At 42.8% G+C, this 17809-nt stretch carries 16 protein-coding genes; 4 read left to right on the top strand and 12 right to left on the bottom strand.

Annotated features, from left to right (window positions below):
- The first annotated feature begins 48 nt into the window (after positions 1-48).
- Positions 49-498 (top strand): MarR family winged helix-turn-helix transcriptional regulator, encoded by a 450-nt coding sequence (locus ACEN82_RS03500; RefSeq protein ID WP_090528061.1) that lies wholly within the window; start codon positions 49-51, stop codon positions 496-498.
- A 185-nt stretch (positions 499-683) separates the two neighbouring features.
- On the opposite strand, the gene ACEN82_RS03495 is transcribed toward ACEN82_RS03500, so the two are convergent.
- The 6 genes from ACEN82_RS03495 to cysC form a co-directional block, all read right to left on the bottom strand.
- Positions 684-1775, bottom strand: coding sequence for a family 10 glycosylhydrolase (locus ACEN82_RS03495; RefSeq protein WP_413321597.1), 1092 nt, complete (start codon positions 1773-1775; stop codon positions 684-686).
- Positions 1772-2908 carry a carbohydrate-binding family 9-like protein gene (locus tag ACEN82_RS03490; protein WP_413321596.1) on the bottom strand — a complete coding sequence of 379 codons (1137 nt, stop codon included), beginning with the start codon at positions 2906-2908 and terminating at the stop codon, positions 1772-1774. The genes ACEN82_RS03495 and ACEN82_RS03490 overlap by 4 nt, the downstream gene beginning before the upstream one ends.
- Positions 2905-3312, bottom strand: a complete 408-nt coding sequence (locus ACEN82_RS03485) for an EVE domain-containing protein (protein ID WP_090528071.1) — start codon at positions 3310-3312, stop codon at positions 2905-2907. Before ACEN82_RS03485 ends, ACEN82_RS03490 begins: the two co-directional genes overlap by 4 nt.
- A 137-nt stretch (positions 3313-3449) precedes the next feature.
- Positions 3450-4037 carry a hypothetical protein gene (locus ACEN82_RS03480; RefSeq protein WP_413321595.1) on the bottom strand — a complete coding sequence of 196 codons (588 nt, stop codon included), beginning with the start codon at positions 4035-4037 and terminating at the stop codon, positions 3450-3452.
- Between the two features lie 213 nt (positions 4038-4250).
- Positions 4251-5081, bottom strand: coding sequence for a sulfotransferase (locus tag ACEN82_RS03475; protein ID WP_413321594.1), 831 nt, complete (start codon positions 5079-5081; stop codon positions 4251-4253).
- A 24-nt stretch (positions 5082-5105) separates the two neighbouring features.
- The gene (gene cysC, locus ACEN82_RS03470; RefSeq protein WP_413321593.1) at positions 5106-5666 is read right to left on the bottom strand and encodes an adenylyl-sulfate kinase; all 561 of its coding nucleotides are present in this window, start codon (positions 5664-5666) and stop codon (positions 5106-5108) included.
- 338 nt (positions 5667-6004) lie between these two features.
- On the opposite strand from cysC, the gene ACEN82_RS03465 reads away from it, so the two are divergent.
- On the top strand, positions 6005-6649 hold the full coding sequence (locus tag ACEN82_RS03465) for a hypothetical protein (protein ID WP_413321592.1): 645 nt from the start codon (positions 6005-6007) through the stop codon (positions 6647-6649).
- Here ACEN82_RS03465 and ACEN82_RS03460 read toward each other — a convergent pair whose 3' ends face one another.
- Both ACEN82_RS03460 and holA read right to left on the bottom strand, forming a co-directional pair.
- Positions 6650-7027: a hypothetical protein gene (locus ACEN82_RS03460; RefSeq protein WP_413321591.1), complete on the bottom strand. Its 378-nt coding sequence runs from the start codon at positions 7025-7027 to the stop codon at positions 6650-6652.
- Positions 7028-7048: 21 nt separating this feature from the next.
- Positions 7049-8071 (bottom strand): DNA polymerase III subunit delta, encoded by a 1023-nt coding sequence (gene holA / locus ACEN82_RS03455; RefSeq protein WP_176629129.1) that lies wholly within the window; start codon positions 8069-8071, stop codon positions 7049-7051.
- Between the two features lie 361 nt (positions 8072-8432).
- On the opposite strand from holA, the gene ACEN82_RS03450 reads away from it, so the two are divergent.
- Positions 8433-8885, top strand: coding sequence for a type I restriction enzyme HsdR N-terminal domain-containing protein (locus tag ACEN82_RS03450; RefSeq protein ID WP_413321590.1), 453 nt, complete (start codon positions 8433-8435; stop codon positions 8883-8885).
- 309 nt (positions 8886-9194) lie between these two features.
- On the opposite strand, the gene ACEN82_RS03445 is transcribed toward ACEN82_RS03450, so the two are convergent.
- Positions 9195-10100 (bottom strand): IS3 family transposase, encoded by a 906-nt coding sequence (locus tag ACEN82_RS03445; RefSeq protein ID WP_495644143.1) that lies wholly within the window; start codon positions 10098-10100, stop codon positions 9195-9197.
- Positions 10100-10480, bottom strand: coding sequence for a hypothetical protein (locus ACEN82_RS03440; protein WP_495644009.1), 381 nt, complete (start codon positions 10478-10480; stop codon positions 10100-10102). Before ACEN82_RS03440 ends, ACEN82_RS03445 begins: the two co-directional genes overlap by 1 nt.
- Positions 10481-10687: 207 nt before the next feature.
- Here ACEN82_RS03440 and ACEN82_RS03435 point away from each other — a divergent pair, with 207 nt between their 5' ends.
- Positions 10688-12499 (top strand): glycoside hydrolase family 2 protein, encoded by a 1812-nt coding sequence (locus ACEN82_RS03435; protein ID WP_413323208.1) that lies wholly within the window; start codon positions 10688-10690, stop codon positions 12497-12499.
- Between the two features lie 230 nt (positions 12500-12729).
- Here ACEN82_RS03435 and ACEN82_RS03430 read toward each other — a convergent pair whose 3' ends face one another.
- Positions 12730-14493: an ATP-binding protein gene (locus tag ACEN82_RS03430; RefSeq protein ID WP_413323124.1), complete on the bottom strand. Its 1764-nt coding sequence runs from the start codon at positions 14491-14493 to the stop codon at positions 12730-12732.
- A 144-nt stretch (positions 14494-14637) separates the two neighbouring features.
- A complete protein-coding gene (locus tag ACEN82_RS03425) occupies positions 14638-17364 on the bottom strand; it encodes a valine--tRNA ligase (protein WP_413323125.1) in 2727 nt (908 codons plus the stop codon).
- Between the last annotated feature and the right edge of the window lie 445 nt (positions 17365-17809).

The raw sequence follows: 17809 nt of genomic DNA, 5'->3' as shown, positions 1-17809 counted from the left end.
AAATTAAAAATAATTAAACATATTTGCATCCCATTCATTACTATTACTATGCGAATAGAAGACGAAATACAAAGTACCAATTTTGAAGACAACTACCACAAAGTGGCCATTAACGTGGCATACACGCAAGGTTGGCTGGCTAACTATTTTCGTTGTCATTTTGAAAAACATAATATTACCCAGCAGCAGTTCAATATACTGCGGATCCTGCGCGGCCAATACCCCAAACCGGCTACTATAAATTTATTGAAGGAAAGGATGATCGATAAAATGTCGGATGCATCGCGCATTGTTGACCGCCTTGTTCAAAAAGGACTGGTATCACGCTGCACCAATAATAAAGACAGGCGCGCGGTAGATATCCGCATCAGCGATGAAGGCCTTGCAACCCTTTCAAAAATGGATGCCGAATTTAAAACAAAAGAGATCCTGAGCAATAACCTTACCGAAGATGAAGCCGCAACCCTAAGCGATCTATTGGACAAAATGCGGGGATGATTTTTTAGGTGAAAGGGAAAAGGTCAAAGGCGAAAGGTTTATTGCCCTTAAATTCAAAATAAAAACATGTCATTGCGGGCGTAGCGAGGCAATCTCGTAGCCAATGCATGTACGATCTGCATCGGCTACGAGATTGCTTCGTCGTTCCTCCTCGCAATGACATATCATGTATAAACTTTAATTGGTTACGAAGCCTTAAACGCCGCAACTTCATCCTTCAGTATTGCCAGCACTTCCGGCCTTACATTACCAAAGAAAGACACTCCCATCGCGCCATTTTTAAGCGCCACCTGTATGCCGGTACGGATTTCATCATCACTCTTAAAATCTGAAAGGTACAGGCCTGCATACAGCGGAAACCTTCCGGCCAGGAAATGGACACCCTCGGCTACGGCATTGCCTATCCAGCTTACGCCCTCCTTGTAAAAGCCGTGATATATCATGGGGCAAATGCCGTCCATATTCCAGTTTGTCCAGTCCTGCCTTACGTTGCGGCGGGCAACTTCGGGTGTTGGGAATACGGCCGCTGTTATCTGTTTTTTATGCTGATGGGCAACAGTCGAAATACCATTAACCACCCGGGTAATGTTATTATACCTGAACAAACGCCATGAAAGGCTGGCTTCGGGGTATTGGATCTGATCGAGGTCCTGATTATATTCTTCCCTGAATTTGGCTTTGCAAACGTCGCAGTAGCAAAAATCATATTCGGGCAGCTCTTTGGTTTGCTCAATTTTATATTTATCCCAAAGGTTTACCGGTAACACAACATCGCAGTAACGCACGTAATCCAGGTGGATGCCATCGATATAATCTTTAGCCAAAATATCATCGACAGTTTTGGTTAAATACTCCTGCACTTCAGGGCGCGACGGGCAAAGCCAGCGATAATACTGCACATACGGCGGATGATCGGCACATGATTCGCCTTTGCGGTTTTTGCTGTACCATTCGGGCTTTTCGTTTACCAGTTCGGCACGGTTAAAAGTCCAGATCCAGCGGTGGGCCTCCAGGCCTTTAGCTTTAGCGGCACGGAAATGGCGCTCGCTGTCGTTCTCGAAAAATATGCCGGTGATGCCCGATGCTTTGTAGGAAGCGTAACGGGTGGCCAGCTCATCATCAGTATCTTTTTGGTTAGGGTTGATCCATACCCAGTTTTTCATGGCCTTTTTCTTACTGCTTTTGTTGGCAGCTTCAACAGCGGCATTGCTTACTAAGGGCAACTGGGCAGCCACGCCGGCCAGTAAACCAGCTTTTAAAAATTCGCGCTTATTCATGGAGTTTTAGGGATTATCTGCTGCTGCACCAGGCCATCCTGGTCAATTTTATAGGTCGCTTTGGTTTTACTATCAGCAATATAAGCTATAAACTGATGGGCAGTTGCTTCCAGCTTAAGTTCGTTAGCATGCCCCGTTACTGTTACCTTATTTTCAACACCCAGGTTGTTTAACGAGGTGCAGTATTGGTGATGATCTTTAAACCACTGCTTTTGCTTGTAATAAACCAGCCATAGGTATTTTTTTTGCTCTTCCGCATAGGGCATTTTAAACGTCGCGTCATCAGCCTCATGATCGCTGAAGAAGAGGTAGCCCCAGCGTTCGGGGTAATGCATGTTGATAAGCCCCTGGTTGCTCCAAACCCAGTTATGCTCGGGCAAATCACGACGGTTGTTATCCTGCTGCTTTACATACTTGCCGTTTTGCACTTTAGTATCATACTGCACCCGCGAAAAATTGATACGCCACAAAGTACCATCCTTTATCACAGCGTGGTTAAAGCCGCCGGCTATGGCTTTAAATGGGATAGCCATTTCAACCGTCCAGCCTTTATCCGTATCCGTAGGATCATTCAGTGTGCCCTCAACTTTTACCGCCGAGCGTAAGCCGTGCGCATCCCAACCGGTTACCGCGGCGCCGTTGTTACGGTAGGGTTTGGTCAAAAACAAATCGAAAATGGTATTGAGGGCATTCACCTCAATTTCAAAATAACTATGCGTGCTGTTGGCAGGATCGATAAACAGCTCAAAATCATTGTCTTTGTAAACAATATCATCATGATGGCTAAGCGTAGCCCAAACATGCAGATCTCTGATGCGGGCTGCTACATACAGGCAGCTATCGTCCCAAAGCATTTTAACGTTAGTTTGCAGTGGTGGCTGCGGTTTGAGGCGGCCTTCAATATCCTGGAAATCCCGGGTCCATTTGGCCTGCTGCCATACAGCATCTTCCACATCGCCGTCAATTACCGGCGCTTGCTTTACATGTTTCGCAACATAGCCGTAAGGGGTGGTAAACAGATCGGGAAAGGCGCTGAAAGCATCCTGCGCTTTTGCAAGTCCCGGTAATACCAATAAAACGGCGACAAGGCCCGGTTTAACAAAATAACCCGTTAAGATGCTTCCACATTTCATTTACTGCCCAGCGCTAAGATGTAATCAAACTCTTCGCGCTTTACCCCCATTACCGATAAACGCCCCTGCCTTACCAGGCCAATATCCTGTAATTTAGGGTCGGCTTTGATCTGCTCAAGGGTTACCGGGGTTTTCAGGGCTTCAACCGGGGCCAGGTCAACCACTACCCAATTGGTATCATCGGTTGTGGGGTCCTGGTAAGCTTCTTTAACAACTTTGGCTATGCCTACAATCTCTTTACCCTCGTTACTGTGGTAAAATAGTACCAGGTCGCCCTCTTTCATTTCCCTCAGGTTATTGCGTGCCTGGTAATTGCGTACGCCATCCCAAAAGGTACGACCATCCTTATTGAATTTTTCCCAGCTATATTTAAAGGGCTCACTTTTTACTAACCAATGTTGCATTTGTACGGTATAAATTTTTGTAACGTAAAAATGTAAAAAAGGGAGCGTAAACTAAAATGCGCTACAGGCAATACAGGGTATTGTTACAATGAAATTACGGGGAGGAGTGGTGAAGTAGGGGTTAATAAAGTCTTCACTTATTCATTACTCGTTAACAACTGGGTTAGCCTTTTAGCATTTTGTGCGTTGATAGTGTTTGTTAAAGGAACAGAAGTAAAAACAGCAATTCCCTGGTCATCATCGGGGTGATATCTCAACAATAGTTTTACCGTGCGCGAATCCCACAGATAAACGTCCTGGTAATCATTTGGTTTTGCAGTGAATGTACCGTACCAGTGCAAAAATTTACTGAGCATTTTATAGCCCTGGTTGCGGTTAAAGAAAACATAAATATTTACTACTTTATTTTGCCATGTACGTACACAAATATGGGTTGCTGTTAGGCCCCCTTCCAGCTCCAGCTGCTTATCAGAATGATATTCATAGGTAACACAGCTATCCGCATCGGGCTTGCTGCCCTCACCATCAATGTAAGTTAAAGCTTGCTCCTGCTCGCCGGTTAACAAGCCGCCCAGGTTAAACCCGCCAATTCCGTTGCGGGCCCTTAAATATGCCAGCGACCCGATTTTCGCCGCCTGCGAAAAACCCGGCGAATGTAAACACATGATGATCAAAAGCCCCGTAACTACTCTGTAGGGCAAGTAGCAAAAAAACTTAGCTTTCATATCCTTCTCCTTCGTTTCACAACGGCTAAGTTCAGCACCGTAATAAGGGGTACTTAAGCCATTGAGTAAAACGAATTTGGAGAAATAATCAGCTGATTATCAAACCGTAATAACGATTGTATCACAAATTGAGCTACCTTTACACTTTATTGCACAGATACTTGTTTACTTCTTTCGCAACAATGTATAATAAACCGCAAAAAACTTTTGATACTAATCAGTCAGCATATATTCTTTAAGCCCGGCCTGTAGTTTTATGGCCTGCGTAATAAGGGTTTTATCGTTGATATATTGTTCAAAAGCGACATCGGGGCCGATCAGGTTTTCCTTAAAAATGTCCTTAAATCTCGAGTACTTTAATGCCAGGTTCCACTTGTCTTTCAGATACTCAAAAACTTGTTCATCCGCGTCTTTCAGCATCGAATAATTAACAACTACAAATGCATCCCGGGGCAGTGTTTCAATACATTTTAAAATATCCTGGTTATAGGCTATCCAAACTTTCAGGTATTCGGTGGCATGATCATTATAAAACTGCACCATGCGGCGGCCGCGGCGAAATTTTGTCCATACCAGCCTTGAAAAATATTTACGCGCCATGTACCTGTTTTCCACCCACTTAAATTCACGCCGCAAAAGTGAGCTCACTACCGACTGATAATCACGCATGATAACCAGGTAACACGCATCGGGCAGCAGTTCTTTATATACATCCAGGAACAGGCAGGTCCGCGGGTCTTTCCAGCCCCATTGGTCGTATAACTGTTGTTTAACTTTAATAATGCTTTTAAGCTTTTCCTTTTCGTACAAGGTAAACTGCGCCACATGCTCAACTGTAAGCCCTGTTTTGGGCAGGTTATGACCGGCCAGGATCTCTTCGTGCATTTTTAAAAATTCAATATCTTCAAAATGCCCTTCCACATTGCCATGGCCGCCGGGTACCAGTTTTTCGCCTGTTTGCAGGCCGCATTTGCTCAACCATTGGGTAATAAGCGAGGTTCCGGAACGGTGCATCCCGGTAATGATCAGTACTCTTTTTTGCATAAATCTGTTATGAGCGTCCTTTTATCAGGAGTAGCTTGGTATCTTATTGGTCTGCTTAACAGGATGCAGGTTATTTATAATATAATAGAGCAGTGATGAGGTACTTTGTTGTATGGTATAATTGCAGGTATCAATGTATAGGTCGGGCTTAACGGGTACATCAAACCTATCGTTAATACCTGTCAGGTTGGTTAATTTATCAGGATGCCCATCCGGCAGCAGCGCCCTTTTGTACAAGCCTTTGGTATCGCGGCTTATCAACTTGTTCACCGGGCAATCCACGTGGATAACGCTTACATGATCATATTTTTCGGCAAGCTCCTGCCTGATATCATCATATGGATTTATAGCGCTCACGATGGTAACAATACCCTGAGCGCTGAAACGACTGGCTACAAAGCCCAGGCGGCGGATGTTCTCGTTCCGGTCTTCCTTACTAAAGCCCAGATCACGACAAAGTGCCGCGCGGTATTCATCACCGTCAATAATTTCAATTTTAATACCCAGGCTTGTTAATTCGGCGGCCACACTTTTTGCCAAAGTAGTTTTTCCCGCACCTGATAATCCGCAAAATAAAAGTATCATGCCTTAATTTTTCTATTTAATATGCCTTATTGATCAGCTTAACATATTGCTTAGGATAAGTGAACTTAGGAAATTAATTGGCTGATGAATTTTGTTACATTGTAAATAATCAATTACATGCAACACTGAACAACGGAAAGTCAGGAGAAAAAAGCAACCAATACCGGCTAAAAATGAAGATTTAATGAATAAATGGATGTATACGGTCAAACACTAACCAACGCTACACTTAACAAAAATGTTACGTTATTTAATTTATCAAAAATGATTTTGGATACCATTTGAGGAACCGTTTTTATAATACCTTTACTGCCGGGCTAAAAACCTGTCACAATAATATGAACGAATTTTCCCTTAACGGAGGTGCTTATGTTGGTAATACAAGAGCATCCCAGCCTTTGGCAACATTAAAAGTTACTCCCAATATGCTGATGGTGACTATCGGTTTTATGGGGCAATTATATTTTAATGTTGATGACATTATATCAATTGAACCCACTTCCGGATTAAACGGTAGCGGCATAAGAATAATTCACAGCGTAACAGCATACCCTAAAAAAGTTTTGTTCACTACAGGAATGGGCTATCAAAACGTTATAGAAAACATTAAGGATACCGGCTTTTTTGACAAAACTATATCTGATCAAGTACAATATTATCAGATTAAAAAGATGCAGGAACAGGGTAAATTACCTATTAAAACGGCAGCACTGATTCTGCTTTTAGCGGGCTGGAATATTCCGCCAATTGCCGGTTTAATAAAAGGAGGCGTTTACCACGCAGTAAGTTATTCGCGCTTGTCACTCCTGTTTGCTTTTTTTTCAATCATACTTACACTTTTTTCACCTGCTTTTAGGACGTTAGTGTTGAAAGAAGGCAGGGAAATAAGCGACATGAAAAAATCTTTATATTTCTTATTACTTATTATCACAATTGGCGGCATCGTATTTACATTCGTGAGCAGGGTACCGTTTAATAAATAACTACTCCGCACCTTTAGCAAGCATATCTTCCTTATCCGGCAGAAAAAGCAAAACAAGCGCACTTATTTGTAACAGATCGATGATTATGGCGATGCACCCCGCGTAGACATTTGCCCTAAAAGTTGAGGGGAGATTTACAGCATCGGGCGTTATTGTCAAGATTAATAAAAGCAGCAACACCCATTTGGCCCATTGATGTCCCTTCCTGATAAAAAGAGCAAGCAAAAGTAAAATCCCAAGGGCAATACAAGTAGCCAGAGCAACATTATAAGAGGCTGATCTTGCCCCGTTCAAATAATAGTAAACCAAATATAAAACCGCCGAAACGCGGATAAGCGTGGAGGCTGCGTTGGCTTTTGATTGTGCTGATAGGGTCATGACAGTAAATTAAACAAGATATCAATGCAATATCTTAAACATCAGCTCCTTCATCAACTCACCGTGCGGCGCGTTTGATTCAACGCCTTTGCTTTTCAAATCATATTCGCGCAGGTAGCTGATCACCTGGAAAATTTTACCAAGTGGGTAGTTACGGGCGGCCTGCTCATAATCTTTAATAAAGTATGGGTTAACGCCCATTTCGCGGGCAAGGTTTTGCGGGGTTTTATCTTTTACGTAATGGTACACCAGCACCTTGCTGAAAAAGTTATTCAGGTTGCCGAGCACCAAAACAATGGGATTTGATTTGGGATTGGCTTCAAAGTAATTGATGATCTGGTTTACCTTGTAAGCATCTTTTTTGGTGAGGGCCGTTTGCAGCTCAAATACATTGTACTCCTTACTGATACCAATATTATCCTGGATATGCTTCAGGGTAATCTCCTGCCCGGCGCTAACATTCAGCATCAGTTTTTCGAGCTCGTTGGCAATTTTAGCCAGGTCGTTGCCCAGGTACTCGGCAATCATGGCCGATCCTTGCTGGTTCATTTTGTAACCCTTCTCGCTTACATATCCTTCAACCCAGGCCGGCACCTTATTATCATATAAAGTAGCCGATTCAAAAATAAGCCCATTCTTTTCAATGGCCTTGTAGGTTTTTTTACGCTTATCAAACTTGCCGTATTTATAGCAAAAAACAAGAATAGTACTTGGCAGCGGATTTTCGAGATAGCTCAATACAGGGTCGATGCTTTTCTTGTTATCATCGTCCTTCCCCCATTTCATGTCCTGTGCCTCTTTTACCAGCACCACCTGGTAATCGGCCATCATGGGGTAACGCTTGGCGGCATTGAGCACGGTCATGATGTCGGTATCCTTGCCGTAAACCACGGTTTGATTGAAGCCGCGTTCGTGCTCGGGCAACAAATGATGCTCAATGTAATTGCTTACCAGGTCGATAAAATAAGGTTCCTCCCCATGCAGCAGGTACAGCGGTTTAAACTTACGGTTCTTAAGGTCCTTTAATATCTCGGCAGCAGTCATATTTCGCAGTCAAAAGTACTAAGTCGAAAGTCAAAAGTGGAATGTATTTTTAATTAGGGGATGCAATGATATAAACAGGAAAATTGCTTTTAAAATCTATGTTGACATGAGGCGAATGGATAAGAAATTTTTACACTAATTTTTTCAAATTAATCGAATTACACGAATTTTTAATTTATGTAATTGAAAAATTGGTGTAATTCGATTAATTGTGGTAAGAATGAAGATAATTCGTGTGAAAATTTTATTGCTATTTTTTCAATGCATCGAATTACCTCAAAGGCGATTTCCCTGATAATATATTTATTAATTTTGAAGCCCGACTCAAGACTCATAACTTTCGACTTAAGACTTCGCAAAAATGCTCCAACCGCTTAATCTGCCACCCTACCCTTTTAAAATAAGCGACGATAACGGAACATTAACGCTTTTTGACGAGATCCGCAAGAAAACCATCATCATTACGCCCGAAGAGTGGGTACGCCAGCATTTTGTACAATACCTTATCAAACAAAAAAACTACCCCCGCTCATTAATCAAACTGGAAGGCGGCCTCAAGCTCAACACGCTGCAAAAGCGTACCGACATTGTGGTATTTAACCCGGCCGGACAGCGAATTTTAATGGTTGAATGTAAAGCCCCATCTGTTACTATCGACCAAAAAACCTTCGATCAGATTGCCCGGTATAACATGGTGCATAAAGTATCCCTGCTGGCGGTTAGCAACGGTTTGCAGCATTATTATTGTACTATCGACCACGAAAAATGTACTTACCAGTTTATTCAAGAGTTGCCAGGGTATGTGAAGGGCTGAAGCTGTCTGAACTGGAATTAAACGAATTTGAAGAATTTATGGAATGTGTATAGCATTTTCTGCCCTCACTGGCGCAAGTCTTGAGTGCAGGGTAGCGCTATGGCTGACTTGTAACTTCTCCAATTACCAATCAATCATTCCTCCTAAACAAATACTGCGGGTTGATTTTTATAGTCACAAGTGATCCGCCCTTCTAACAGCCGCACAACACTTGCGCCATGGGGGAAATGTCTCGTCCTAAAAAAAGTTTACAGTTTAACTGCTAAATCCTGTTATACGTTTACAATATTAATTAATCCTAAAATAGGTTTACAAAATCACATTTTGAGGTTTATAATAACTTTTCCATGTTCGCTCCACTTCTATGTTATTTTGATGCACAAACTCAGGGGTGAGCATATTACAGCTCATGTGTGGCCTTTGGTTATTATAGCTTTTTACAGACATGGTTAATAGTTCCATTACCTCTTCTTTGGTACTCGGGCTCTGATGTTCCAGGTATTCCTGTTTCATAATTCCGTTAATCCTTTCGGCAATAGCATTTTCTAAAGGATCACCATTCTCGGTCACGCTAATGATTATGTTGTTGTCCTGTAATAGCTTTACATAATCATAACTGCAATATTGAACACCTCTGTCTGAATGATGTATTAAGCCGGTTATTGGTTGCCTATTTTCTTTGAGGGCCATTTGTAAAGCACTCAGCGTATGAACAGCTTCTAATGTGTCAGCAGCATGATAACCAACAATTTTTCTGCTATATGCATCTGTTATAAAACTTATATATACAAAGCCTTTGGTTGTTCGGTAATACGTTATATCTGATACCCATATCTCATTTACTTTATTAGGGATTATTTCTTTTATACAGTTGGGATACTTTTTTAACCAGTGAAAAGACTGGGTGGTATAAACACGTCGCCTTTTCTTCCGTACTAAAAGATGATGTGCAGCAAGAAGATCAAAAAGGGCATCCCTTCCCATCTTTATCTGATGTTCAAGTAAAAATGATTGTAATAATACATAGAGCTTTCTGACACCGATAGCCGGATGTGTAGTCCTTAAATGCCTTACTTCATTTAGGATGATCTCCTGTTCAAAACTAATTGCTTCTGCTTCCCAAAAGTGTTGATAATAAGCTTGTCGGGTAATGCCAAGTAAACAACAGCACTTTCCAAGGCTTACCCTGGGATAGCTGTTTTTAGTCTCACGGATTACTTGGTAACGGACTTTTTTCGGATATTGATCCTCAGGTCTCTTTCAGCAACTTCTATCATTTTACGATAAAGCTCCTTTTCCAGAAGTGCATCTTCCAGTTGCTTTTTCAGCAACTTAACTGATGCACTATCTTCAGGCTGGATATCCGGATCTCTCTTTGCTGGCATGATACACGAAGATACATAAACCGGTCTTTTTTTCTCCAGGCCAAACGATTTTAACCAGGCTGAAATCCGGCTATTCCCTAAATTATATTTCCGCTCAAGAAAACTCAGGCCTTCTTCTCCTGTTAAATATTCCTGGCAAATTTTTCGCTTAAACTCCTCACTGTATTGGCTCTGCCATTTACTCCCATAGGTCTTTGAATATCTTTCCATTTTTGTTTACTGTTGTGTAAACCTATTTTAGGACGAGACAAAACGAATTTGAAGAATTCATGGAATGTGTATAGCATTTTCTGCTCGTTCCCTAAATTCAATAAATTCGGGTTCAGACAACATCCTATTTCCCAATAAAATGTTATGATAACAGTTATCAATTCCCTATTTTGGCGTTCATAACCTCATCAATTATAACATTACCTTATGAACGCCTATCTCAAAGCAAAAGCCCTGTTTTTGGCCGCTGTATTATACGGATGCGCCGCCTTTGCCCAGGAAGCCAAACTCCCTACTCAGTGGACCAATGCCGCTATGCAGGCCGAAGTGCCATTATCAGAATATCCCCGCCCCCAGCTACAGCGTAATGACTGGTTGTGCTTAAATGGTAAATGGGATTACCAGGGTGGTAAAAACGCGCCTAATACCCTGAACCCTCAAACGCCCGTGTCTTTTAATGACAAGCCGGATAAAATACTGGTGCCTTATTGCCCTGAATCGGTGATCTCCGGTGTGCAGCGTAAACAGGAAATTAATATGTGGTATCGCCGAAGTTTTGAAGTGCCCGAAAAATGGCAAAACAAACACGTAATTATTCATTTCGGAGCCGTTGATCATGATGCCACCATTTTTGTAAATGGTAAAAAAGCAGGTTCGCACACGGGCGGGTATGATTCATTTTGCTTTGATATTACTTCATATCTTAAAAAAGGCAGCAATACCCTTATTGTTGCTGCTCATGACCCCAATGATGGTAAAACACCATCGGGCAAGAACGGCCCCCGCGGCGATTATACTTTCTCCTCGGGCATCTGGCAAACAGTTTGGCTGGAGCCTGTAAATGAATCATATATTAAAAACATCCGCCTGCTTCCCGATCTGGAAGGTAAACGTTTAAAAGTATTTGTCAATGCCGAAGGTGCAGGCAAGGTTAAGGCAATTGCCTTAAACAATGGCAAAGAGGTATCGCAGGTAAGTGCAACAGGTGGCTCATATTTCTATCTGCCGATAAATAATCCGGTTTTATGGACACCAAATTTTCCGTTTTTGTATGATTTGAAACTTACCCTATACAATGCTGATGGCAGCGAAGCCGACGAGGTTAAAAGCTATTTCGGCATGCGCGATATTAAATTAGGTAAGCTTAATGGCGTGATGCGACCGCTTATAAATGGCAAATTCATCATGCAGCTTGGCCTGCTTGACCAAGGGTACTGGCCCGACGGTATTTTAACCGCGCCAACAGAAGAAGCACTTAAATTTGATATAGAATACACCAAAAAAGCGGGTTATAACCTCATCCGTAAGCACATGAAAACCGAGCCGCAGCGTTTTTATTATTGGGCCGATAAAATGGGCTTATTGGTTTGGCAGGATATGCCCGCTATATGGTATCAGAATGAAGATACCACCAAAAACAGGAAGGTTTACCGGAAAGAATTAAAAGCCATCATCGACGATCATTATAACTCGCCTTCTATTATTACATGGGTGCCTTTTAATGAAAACTGGGGCGCCTTTGATGTGAAGAGTATCACCAAGTGGGTTAAACAATATGATCCGTCGCGATTAGTTAATGGCAATTCGGGTTTTAACAATAATCCCAGCTATCAAAAACCGTATGGAGATCCGGGCAATGGCGATTACGTGGACACACATATTTATGTTGGCCCTTACGGTGCTTCCGTTCCTGATGCACGCCGGGCTGCCTCACTGGGCGAATTTGGCGGTGTTGGCCTCTTTGTGCGTGGCCATATGTGGCCGGTACAAAACGATGCCTATGATTATGAGCCAACCAAAGCCAGACTTACCGACCGGTATGCTTTTTTGCTGGATGAAGTGGAACAGCTTATGAAATATAAAGGATTAAGCGTTGCCATATATACCCAAACCACCGACGTTGAACACGAAGTAAACGGCGTTTTAACCTACGACAGGGCCGTTGAAAAAATGGAGTTCGAAAGAGTAAAGGAAGTAAACCAGGCGGTGATTAAGGAGGGCGATAAGTTGAATAGATAGGCCATTAGGTGAGCGCTTTAAAATCCCCTATTGAGAGGCGCGTAGAGAATGAGCAAGAGCAGGGGTGTGTTTATACGATTTGAATATCAAAGCAGAGAGACACCCCCCTCCGCCCCTCTCAAGAGGGGAATCGCACGAGCCCCACACTTTTGCTTAGCAGCTTGAACTGGTTGAAGTTTAGCGATAGCAGTTTTTAAAGCCCTCCCTTCCGGGGAGGGTTTGGGTGGGACTTACATCACCTTTTTCAAAGTATAATTATTAAGCTTCTCCAGCAGGTCGTCAGGTTTAAAAGGCTTAGATACATAATCATTCATGCCGGCCTCGTATACCTGTTCTTTGATGTCAAAAAGCGCGGAAGCTGTAAGCGCAATGATCGGTATGCCCGATTTTTTAGGGTCGGCCATTCTACGGATCTCTTTAGCTGCATCAAAACCGTTCATCACCGGCATCTGGAGGTCCATTAAGATAATATCAAAATTGCCGTATTGCATAAACTCAACTGCCCGTTCGCCGTTTTCGGCAATGGTTGGGTTGATGCTCCACTTGCTCAGCAGTTTTTTCATCAGCATTACATTCACCATATTATCCTCGGCAATAAGCACGCGTAAACAGGCCAGCGGGTTTTCTGAAAACTGTTTAGCTTCGGGGGCTGTTACCACAACGGGCAACACTTCTGTAGATACAGGAAATTCCATATGAAAAGAAAACTCTGACCCACGGCCCATCGTACTGTTAACAGTCATTTGCAGTTCCTGCAGCTCAAGCAAACGTTTAACTATGGCCAGGCCAAGCCCTGTGCCGCCATACTCGCGGGTAGTAGCTAATGACTCCTGTGTAAATGGTTCAAATATACTTTCAAGGTTTTCTTTTTCGATACCGATACCGGTATCCCTTACCGAAAAATTGACGGTAACGGTATTATGCCTGTCTTCCACACAAGTAACCCTTACCCATATGTTTCCCTGCGGCGTAAACTTTATAGCGTTGCTAACCAGGTTAAAAATGATCTGGGTTATGCGGGTAGGATCGCCAAAAAGCACCTTATCTTTCAATGAACTATCAACATCAAGCTTAAAAAGCAGGCCTTTCTCTTCGGCCTTCAGCATTTGCCCCCCGCAAATATTGTTCATCAGCTCAACAAGGTTAAAGCGGATATTTTCAAATACTACTTTCCCCGATTCAATTTTGCTGAAATCAAGCACGTCATTAACAATGGCTAACAGGTTATTGGCCGAAAACTTAAGAATTTCGAGATTCTCCCGCTGGTCGGGCCGCGGGTTGCTCATCATCAGCAAATTACTCATCCCGATAACCGCGTTCAGCGGCGTACGGATTTCATGCGACATGGTTGACAGGAATTCTGATTTGGCCTGGGCCGATTTCTCTGCCTTTTCAATAGCCGTTTCCATCTTACTGTAAAGCCGGGCCTGCTCCCTGCTGCTATTTTTAAGGTGCCTGATGTTTTTTAAAAAAGCAGTGTAAAAATGGCTATGGATAAAAATAAGCAATATAAAATTGGCAAACAGGCTGATGATAATAGTAGACTGATCAACTTTGTTAGGCTTTATACTAATAATGTACCCGCTGTTGTATTCAATGATCATAAATACCAAAACCGGTACTGTATTAAGCAACGAGTACATGAGCCCCCATTGCTGGCCGAGCATATAATAGCTGAATACGATCACGATTATAATTACCTGCACGGTAATGATATTTACCGTTTGCATAGAGGCATAAACCAGGCTGGTATTAACAAGTGTACCCACAATAAGCAGGGCATGTGCTGCACTGCGCCAGTCGGGCCGCCAGGTTAAATATTTAAATAACACAACTACCGCTCCCATCAAAAACAGGGCGGTATCAGCAAGCATCTTTTGATTTTGGAAATAAACGTTCAGGTAAAGTGCCCCAAGGGCAACAAAAATAAGGAAGAACCCATAATACAATAAACGAATCCGGGCCTGGTCAAGGAACGATTGCTCCTTCGACAAAATCTTATAAATTGATAAGTTAAAAAAACTTACTTTATTACTCATATTCAGAACTTAACATTGGCCTAGCAATTGGACAGGCCACCGTACAGCAATCAAAATACTGTACGGTAGCTTGTTACGCAAAGCCGGTAAGTTCTGCAATTAGCAAGCCAAAGCTGCTAAGTTTTCTTCAATGATGGTTAATTTGGCTTCGGCATCGGCCTTTTTCTTTTGCTCAACCTCTATGATTTCGGGTTTTGCATTGGCCATAAACCGTTCATTACCCAATTTTGCATTAACCGATCTCAGGAAGCCTAACAGGTATTCCTGCTCTTTTTTCAGTTTCGCACATTCGGCAACCGGGTCAATTTCTTCGCTGAAAGGAATATAAAACTCATCTGTTGAGGCTAAGAAATTAATAGCCCCTTCAATTTTATCGGCTACTGATTCAAACTTGCTGATGTTGGCAAGCCTTGTAATGATAGCTTCGAACTGGCCGTAATTGATCCCTGAATTTGATTTAACAAATAACTCAAGCGGCTCTTTGTCAGAAATTTGTTTTGTTTTGCGGGTGTTCCTGATGTTGGTTACCACATCTTTAACAAGCTCTGTTTCATTTAATAGACGTGAATTAATTTCCCCAATAGCGGGCAATTGCGCTACAATACAGCAGTCTGTTTCAGTACGTTTGCCAAACAGCTCATCATGCCATAATTCTTCGGTAAGGAACGGCATAAAAGGGTGCAATACCTTCAAAATATTCTCAAAGAATTGAATGGTAGCCGTATACGTTGCTTTATCAATAGGGTGCTGATAAGCAGGCTTGATCATTTCCAGGTACCATGCGCAAAAATCGTCCCATACCAGTTTATAGGTATCCATTAAGGCTTCTGATAAACGGTATTGGGCAAAGTTGGCTTCAATTTCGGTTAGCGCCTGGTTAAACCTGCTGCCAAACCAGTCAATAGCTACGCCGTTAGGATTAGGCAGGCCTTCGTCAACCTCCCAGCCTTTTACCAGTTTAAAGGCGTTCCATATTTTGTTGGCAAAGCCGCTGCCTTGTTTACAATAGCTTTCGTCAAACATCAAATCGTTACCTGCAGGTGAGCATAGCAGCATGCCTACACGTACGCCGTCGGCACCATATGTTTCAATCAGGTCAAGCGGATCGGGTGAATTGCCTAATGATTTCGACATTTTACGGCCTTGCTTATCCCTTACAATGCCGGTAAGATATACGTTCCGGAACGGTACCTCGCCCCTGAACTCATGACCGGCCATGATCATCCTGGCTACCCAGAAAAATAAAATTTCGGGCGCGGTAACCAAATCATTGGTTGGATAGTAATAGTTGATATCAGCATTATCAGGGTCTTTAAAACCGTCAAATACCGAGATGGGCCACAACCACGATGAAAACCAGGTATCAACTACGTCTTCGTCCTGTGTAAGATCTTCAGATTTGAGATTTGAGATTTGAGATTTGAGGTTTTTCGCTTCTTCAAAAGCCTCTTCCCTGTTCTTTGCAATCACAAATTCGCCGTTGGGCAGGTACCAGGCCGGGATCTGTTGTCCCCACCAAAGCTGGCGGCTGATGTTCCAGTCCCTTACATTCTCCATCCAGTGGCGGTAAGTGTTCACAAACTTTTCGGGGATCAGTTTAATCTCGCCATTCAGTACATAGTCCAAAGCAGGTTTGGCCATTTCGCCCATTTTGCAAAACCATTGCATGGATAGTTTTGGCTCAATAACCGCGTTGGTACGTTCACTGAAACCAACCTGCGATTTATATTCTTCTACTTTTTCCAGCACGCCGGCTTCTTCCAGCAGTACAGCAATCTTTTTACGGGCAGCAAATCTGTCTTCGCCAACCAATATCTGTGCTTTTTCATTCAGCGTACCGTCATCATTTAAAATATCAATAACCGGCAGGTTATGGCGCTGGCCCAGTTCATAGTCATTTAAATCGTGTGCGGGGGTAACCTTCAAACAGCCGGTACCAAAATCCATAGTCACATAATCATCCAGGACCACCGGGATCTCGCGGTTGATCAGCGGGATGTAAACCTTTTTACCGTGCAGGTGCAGGTAACGCTCGTCATTAGGATTGATACAGATAGCTGCATCAGCCATAATGGTTTCAGGGCGGGTGGTGGCGATGGTTAGGAAGTCCGGAAGTCCGGAAGTCCGTGAGTCCGAAAGTAAAGAGTTAGCATCGGATAAATCTTTCTGACTTTCCGACTTTCCGACTTCCGGACTTACCTGACTTTCGGACTTCACCGCGTAGCGGATATAATAAAGCTTCTGATTAACTTCCTTACGGATAACTTCTTCGTCGCTCACCGCGGTTTTGCCTTGCGGGTCCCAGTTGATCATGCGGATACCGCGATAGATCAATCCTTTTTTATACAGGTGGATAAACGTATCAATAACCGCTTCCGATAGGCTCTCGTCCATGGTAAATTTGGTACGGTCCCAATCGCAGGAGGCACCTAATTTTTTAAGCTGCTCCAGGATAATGCCGCCGTACTTTTCCTTCCATTCCCAGGCGTAAGTTAAAAACTCTTCGCGGGTAAGGTCTTTTTTGCTGATACCACGCTCTTTAAGCATAGCGACAACTTTAGCCTCAGTGGCAATACTGGCGTGGTCGGTACCGGGAACCCAGCAGGCATTTTTGCCTTTCATACGGGCGCGGCGAACCAGCACGTCCTGTATGGTATTGTTAAGCATGTGGCCCATGTGTAAAACCCCGGTAACGTTTGGCGGCGGAATGACTATAGTATAAGGCTCACGCTCATCAGGCACCGACTTAAAAAAGCCGTGCTGCAACCAGTAACTGTACCATTTTTCTTCGGTTTCCTTTGGGATATATGTTTTAGCAATACTCATAACGCGCAAAAATACGATAGTTAACGGTTCATAGCCAAAGGTTGGGGGATTTTTTTGGGAATATAGTTCATGGTTCATAGATGATGGTTTAAACCGATAGTTTTTGATCGGTCAAGAGCGCAGGCAGCATTAGGGATGGTAGCGGATACCATCCCTAACGCAAACCAGTACATTGTAAAATGATTATCACTACAACATGCAATCATGATCAATCATCTATAAACCCTGAACCATGATCTATCAACCATGAACAATCCCACTCCCACAATATTTTTACAATTAACAAGTTATTATATATGTAACATTCAAATTGTCATGAAAACAATACCCTTACACCGTTTCTGGCTTGATATTTTGAAAAAAACAAAACTCGAAGCCATCATTAACTGGTTCAATCACTAAAGGCCTGCCACCGGCCACTTGTGTTTAATACCTGCTATTTATT

It is taken from the genome of Mucilaginibacter sp. Mucisp73 (genome assembly GCF_059491465.1).
The sequence above is the reverse complement of the archived record's forward strand: the minus strand, read 5'-3'. Positions and strand labels throughout refer to the sequence as shown.

Excerpts from the sequence above, each read along its gene's own strand:
- ACEN82_RS03460 (WP_413321591.1), bottom strand. The coding sequence starts at position 7,027 with ATGACCCTATCAGCACAATCAAAAGCCAACGCAGCCTCCACGCTTATC.
- cysC (WP_413321593.1), bottom strand. The coding sequence starts at position 5,666 with ATGATACTTTTATTTTGCGGATTATCAGGTGCGGGAAAAACTACTTTG.
- ACEN82_RS03440 (WP_495644009.1), bottom strand. The coding sequence starts at position 10,480 with ATGGAAAGATATTCAAAGACCTATGGGAGTAAATGGCAGAGCCAATAC.
- ACEN82_RS03425 (WP_413323125.1), bottom strand. The coding sequence starts at position 17,364 with ATGAGTATTGCTAAAACATATATCCCAAAGGAAACCGAAGAAAAATGG.
- ACEN82_RS03465 (WP_413321592.1), top strand. The coding sequence starts at position 6,005 with ATGAACGAATTTTCCCTTAACGGAGGTGCTTATGTTGGTAATACAAGA.
- ACEN82_RS03495 (WP_413321597.1), bottom strand. The coding sequence starts at position 1,775 with ATGAATAAGCGCGAATTTTTAAAAGCTGGTTTACTGGCCGGCGTGGCT.
- holA (WP_176629129.1), bottom strand. The coding sequence starts at position 8,071 with ATGACTGCTGCCGAGATATTAAAGGACCTTAAGAACCGTAAGTTTAAA.
- ACEN82_RS03485 (WP_090528071.1), bottom strand. The coding sequence starts at position 3,312 with ATGCAACATTGGTTAGTAAAAAGTGAGCCCTTTAAATATAGCTGGGAA.
- ACEN82_RS03480 (WP_413321595.1), bottom strand. The coding sequence starts at position 4,037 with ATGAAAGCTAAGTTTTTTTGCTACTTGCCCTACAGAGTAGTTACGGGG.
- ACEN82_RS03435 (WP_413323208.1), top strand. The coding sequence starts at position 10,688 with ATGAACGCCTATCTCAAAGCAAAAGCCCTGTTTTTGGCCGCTGTATTA.
- ACEN82_RS03490 (WP_413321596.1), bottom strand. The coding sequence starts at position 2,908 with ATGAAATGTGGAAGCATCTTAACGGGTTATTTTGTTAAACCGGGCCTT.
- ACEN82_RS03500 (WP_090528061.1), top strand. The coding sequence starts at position 49 with ATGCGAATAGAAGACGAAATACAAAGTACCAATTTTGAAGACAACTAC.
- ACEN82_RS03475 (WP_413321594.1), bottom strand. The coding sequence starts at position 5,081 with ATGCAAAAAAGAGTACTGATCATTACCGGGATGCACCGTTCCGGAACC.
- ACEN82_RS03450 (WP_413321590.1), top strand. The coding sequence starts at position 8,433 with ATGCTCCAACCGCTTAATCTGCCACCCTACCCTTTTAAAATAAGCGAC.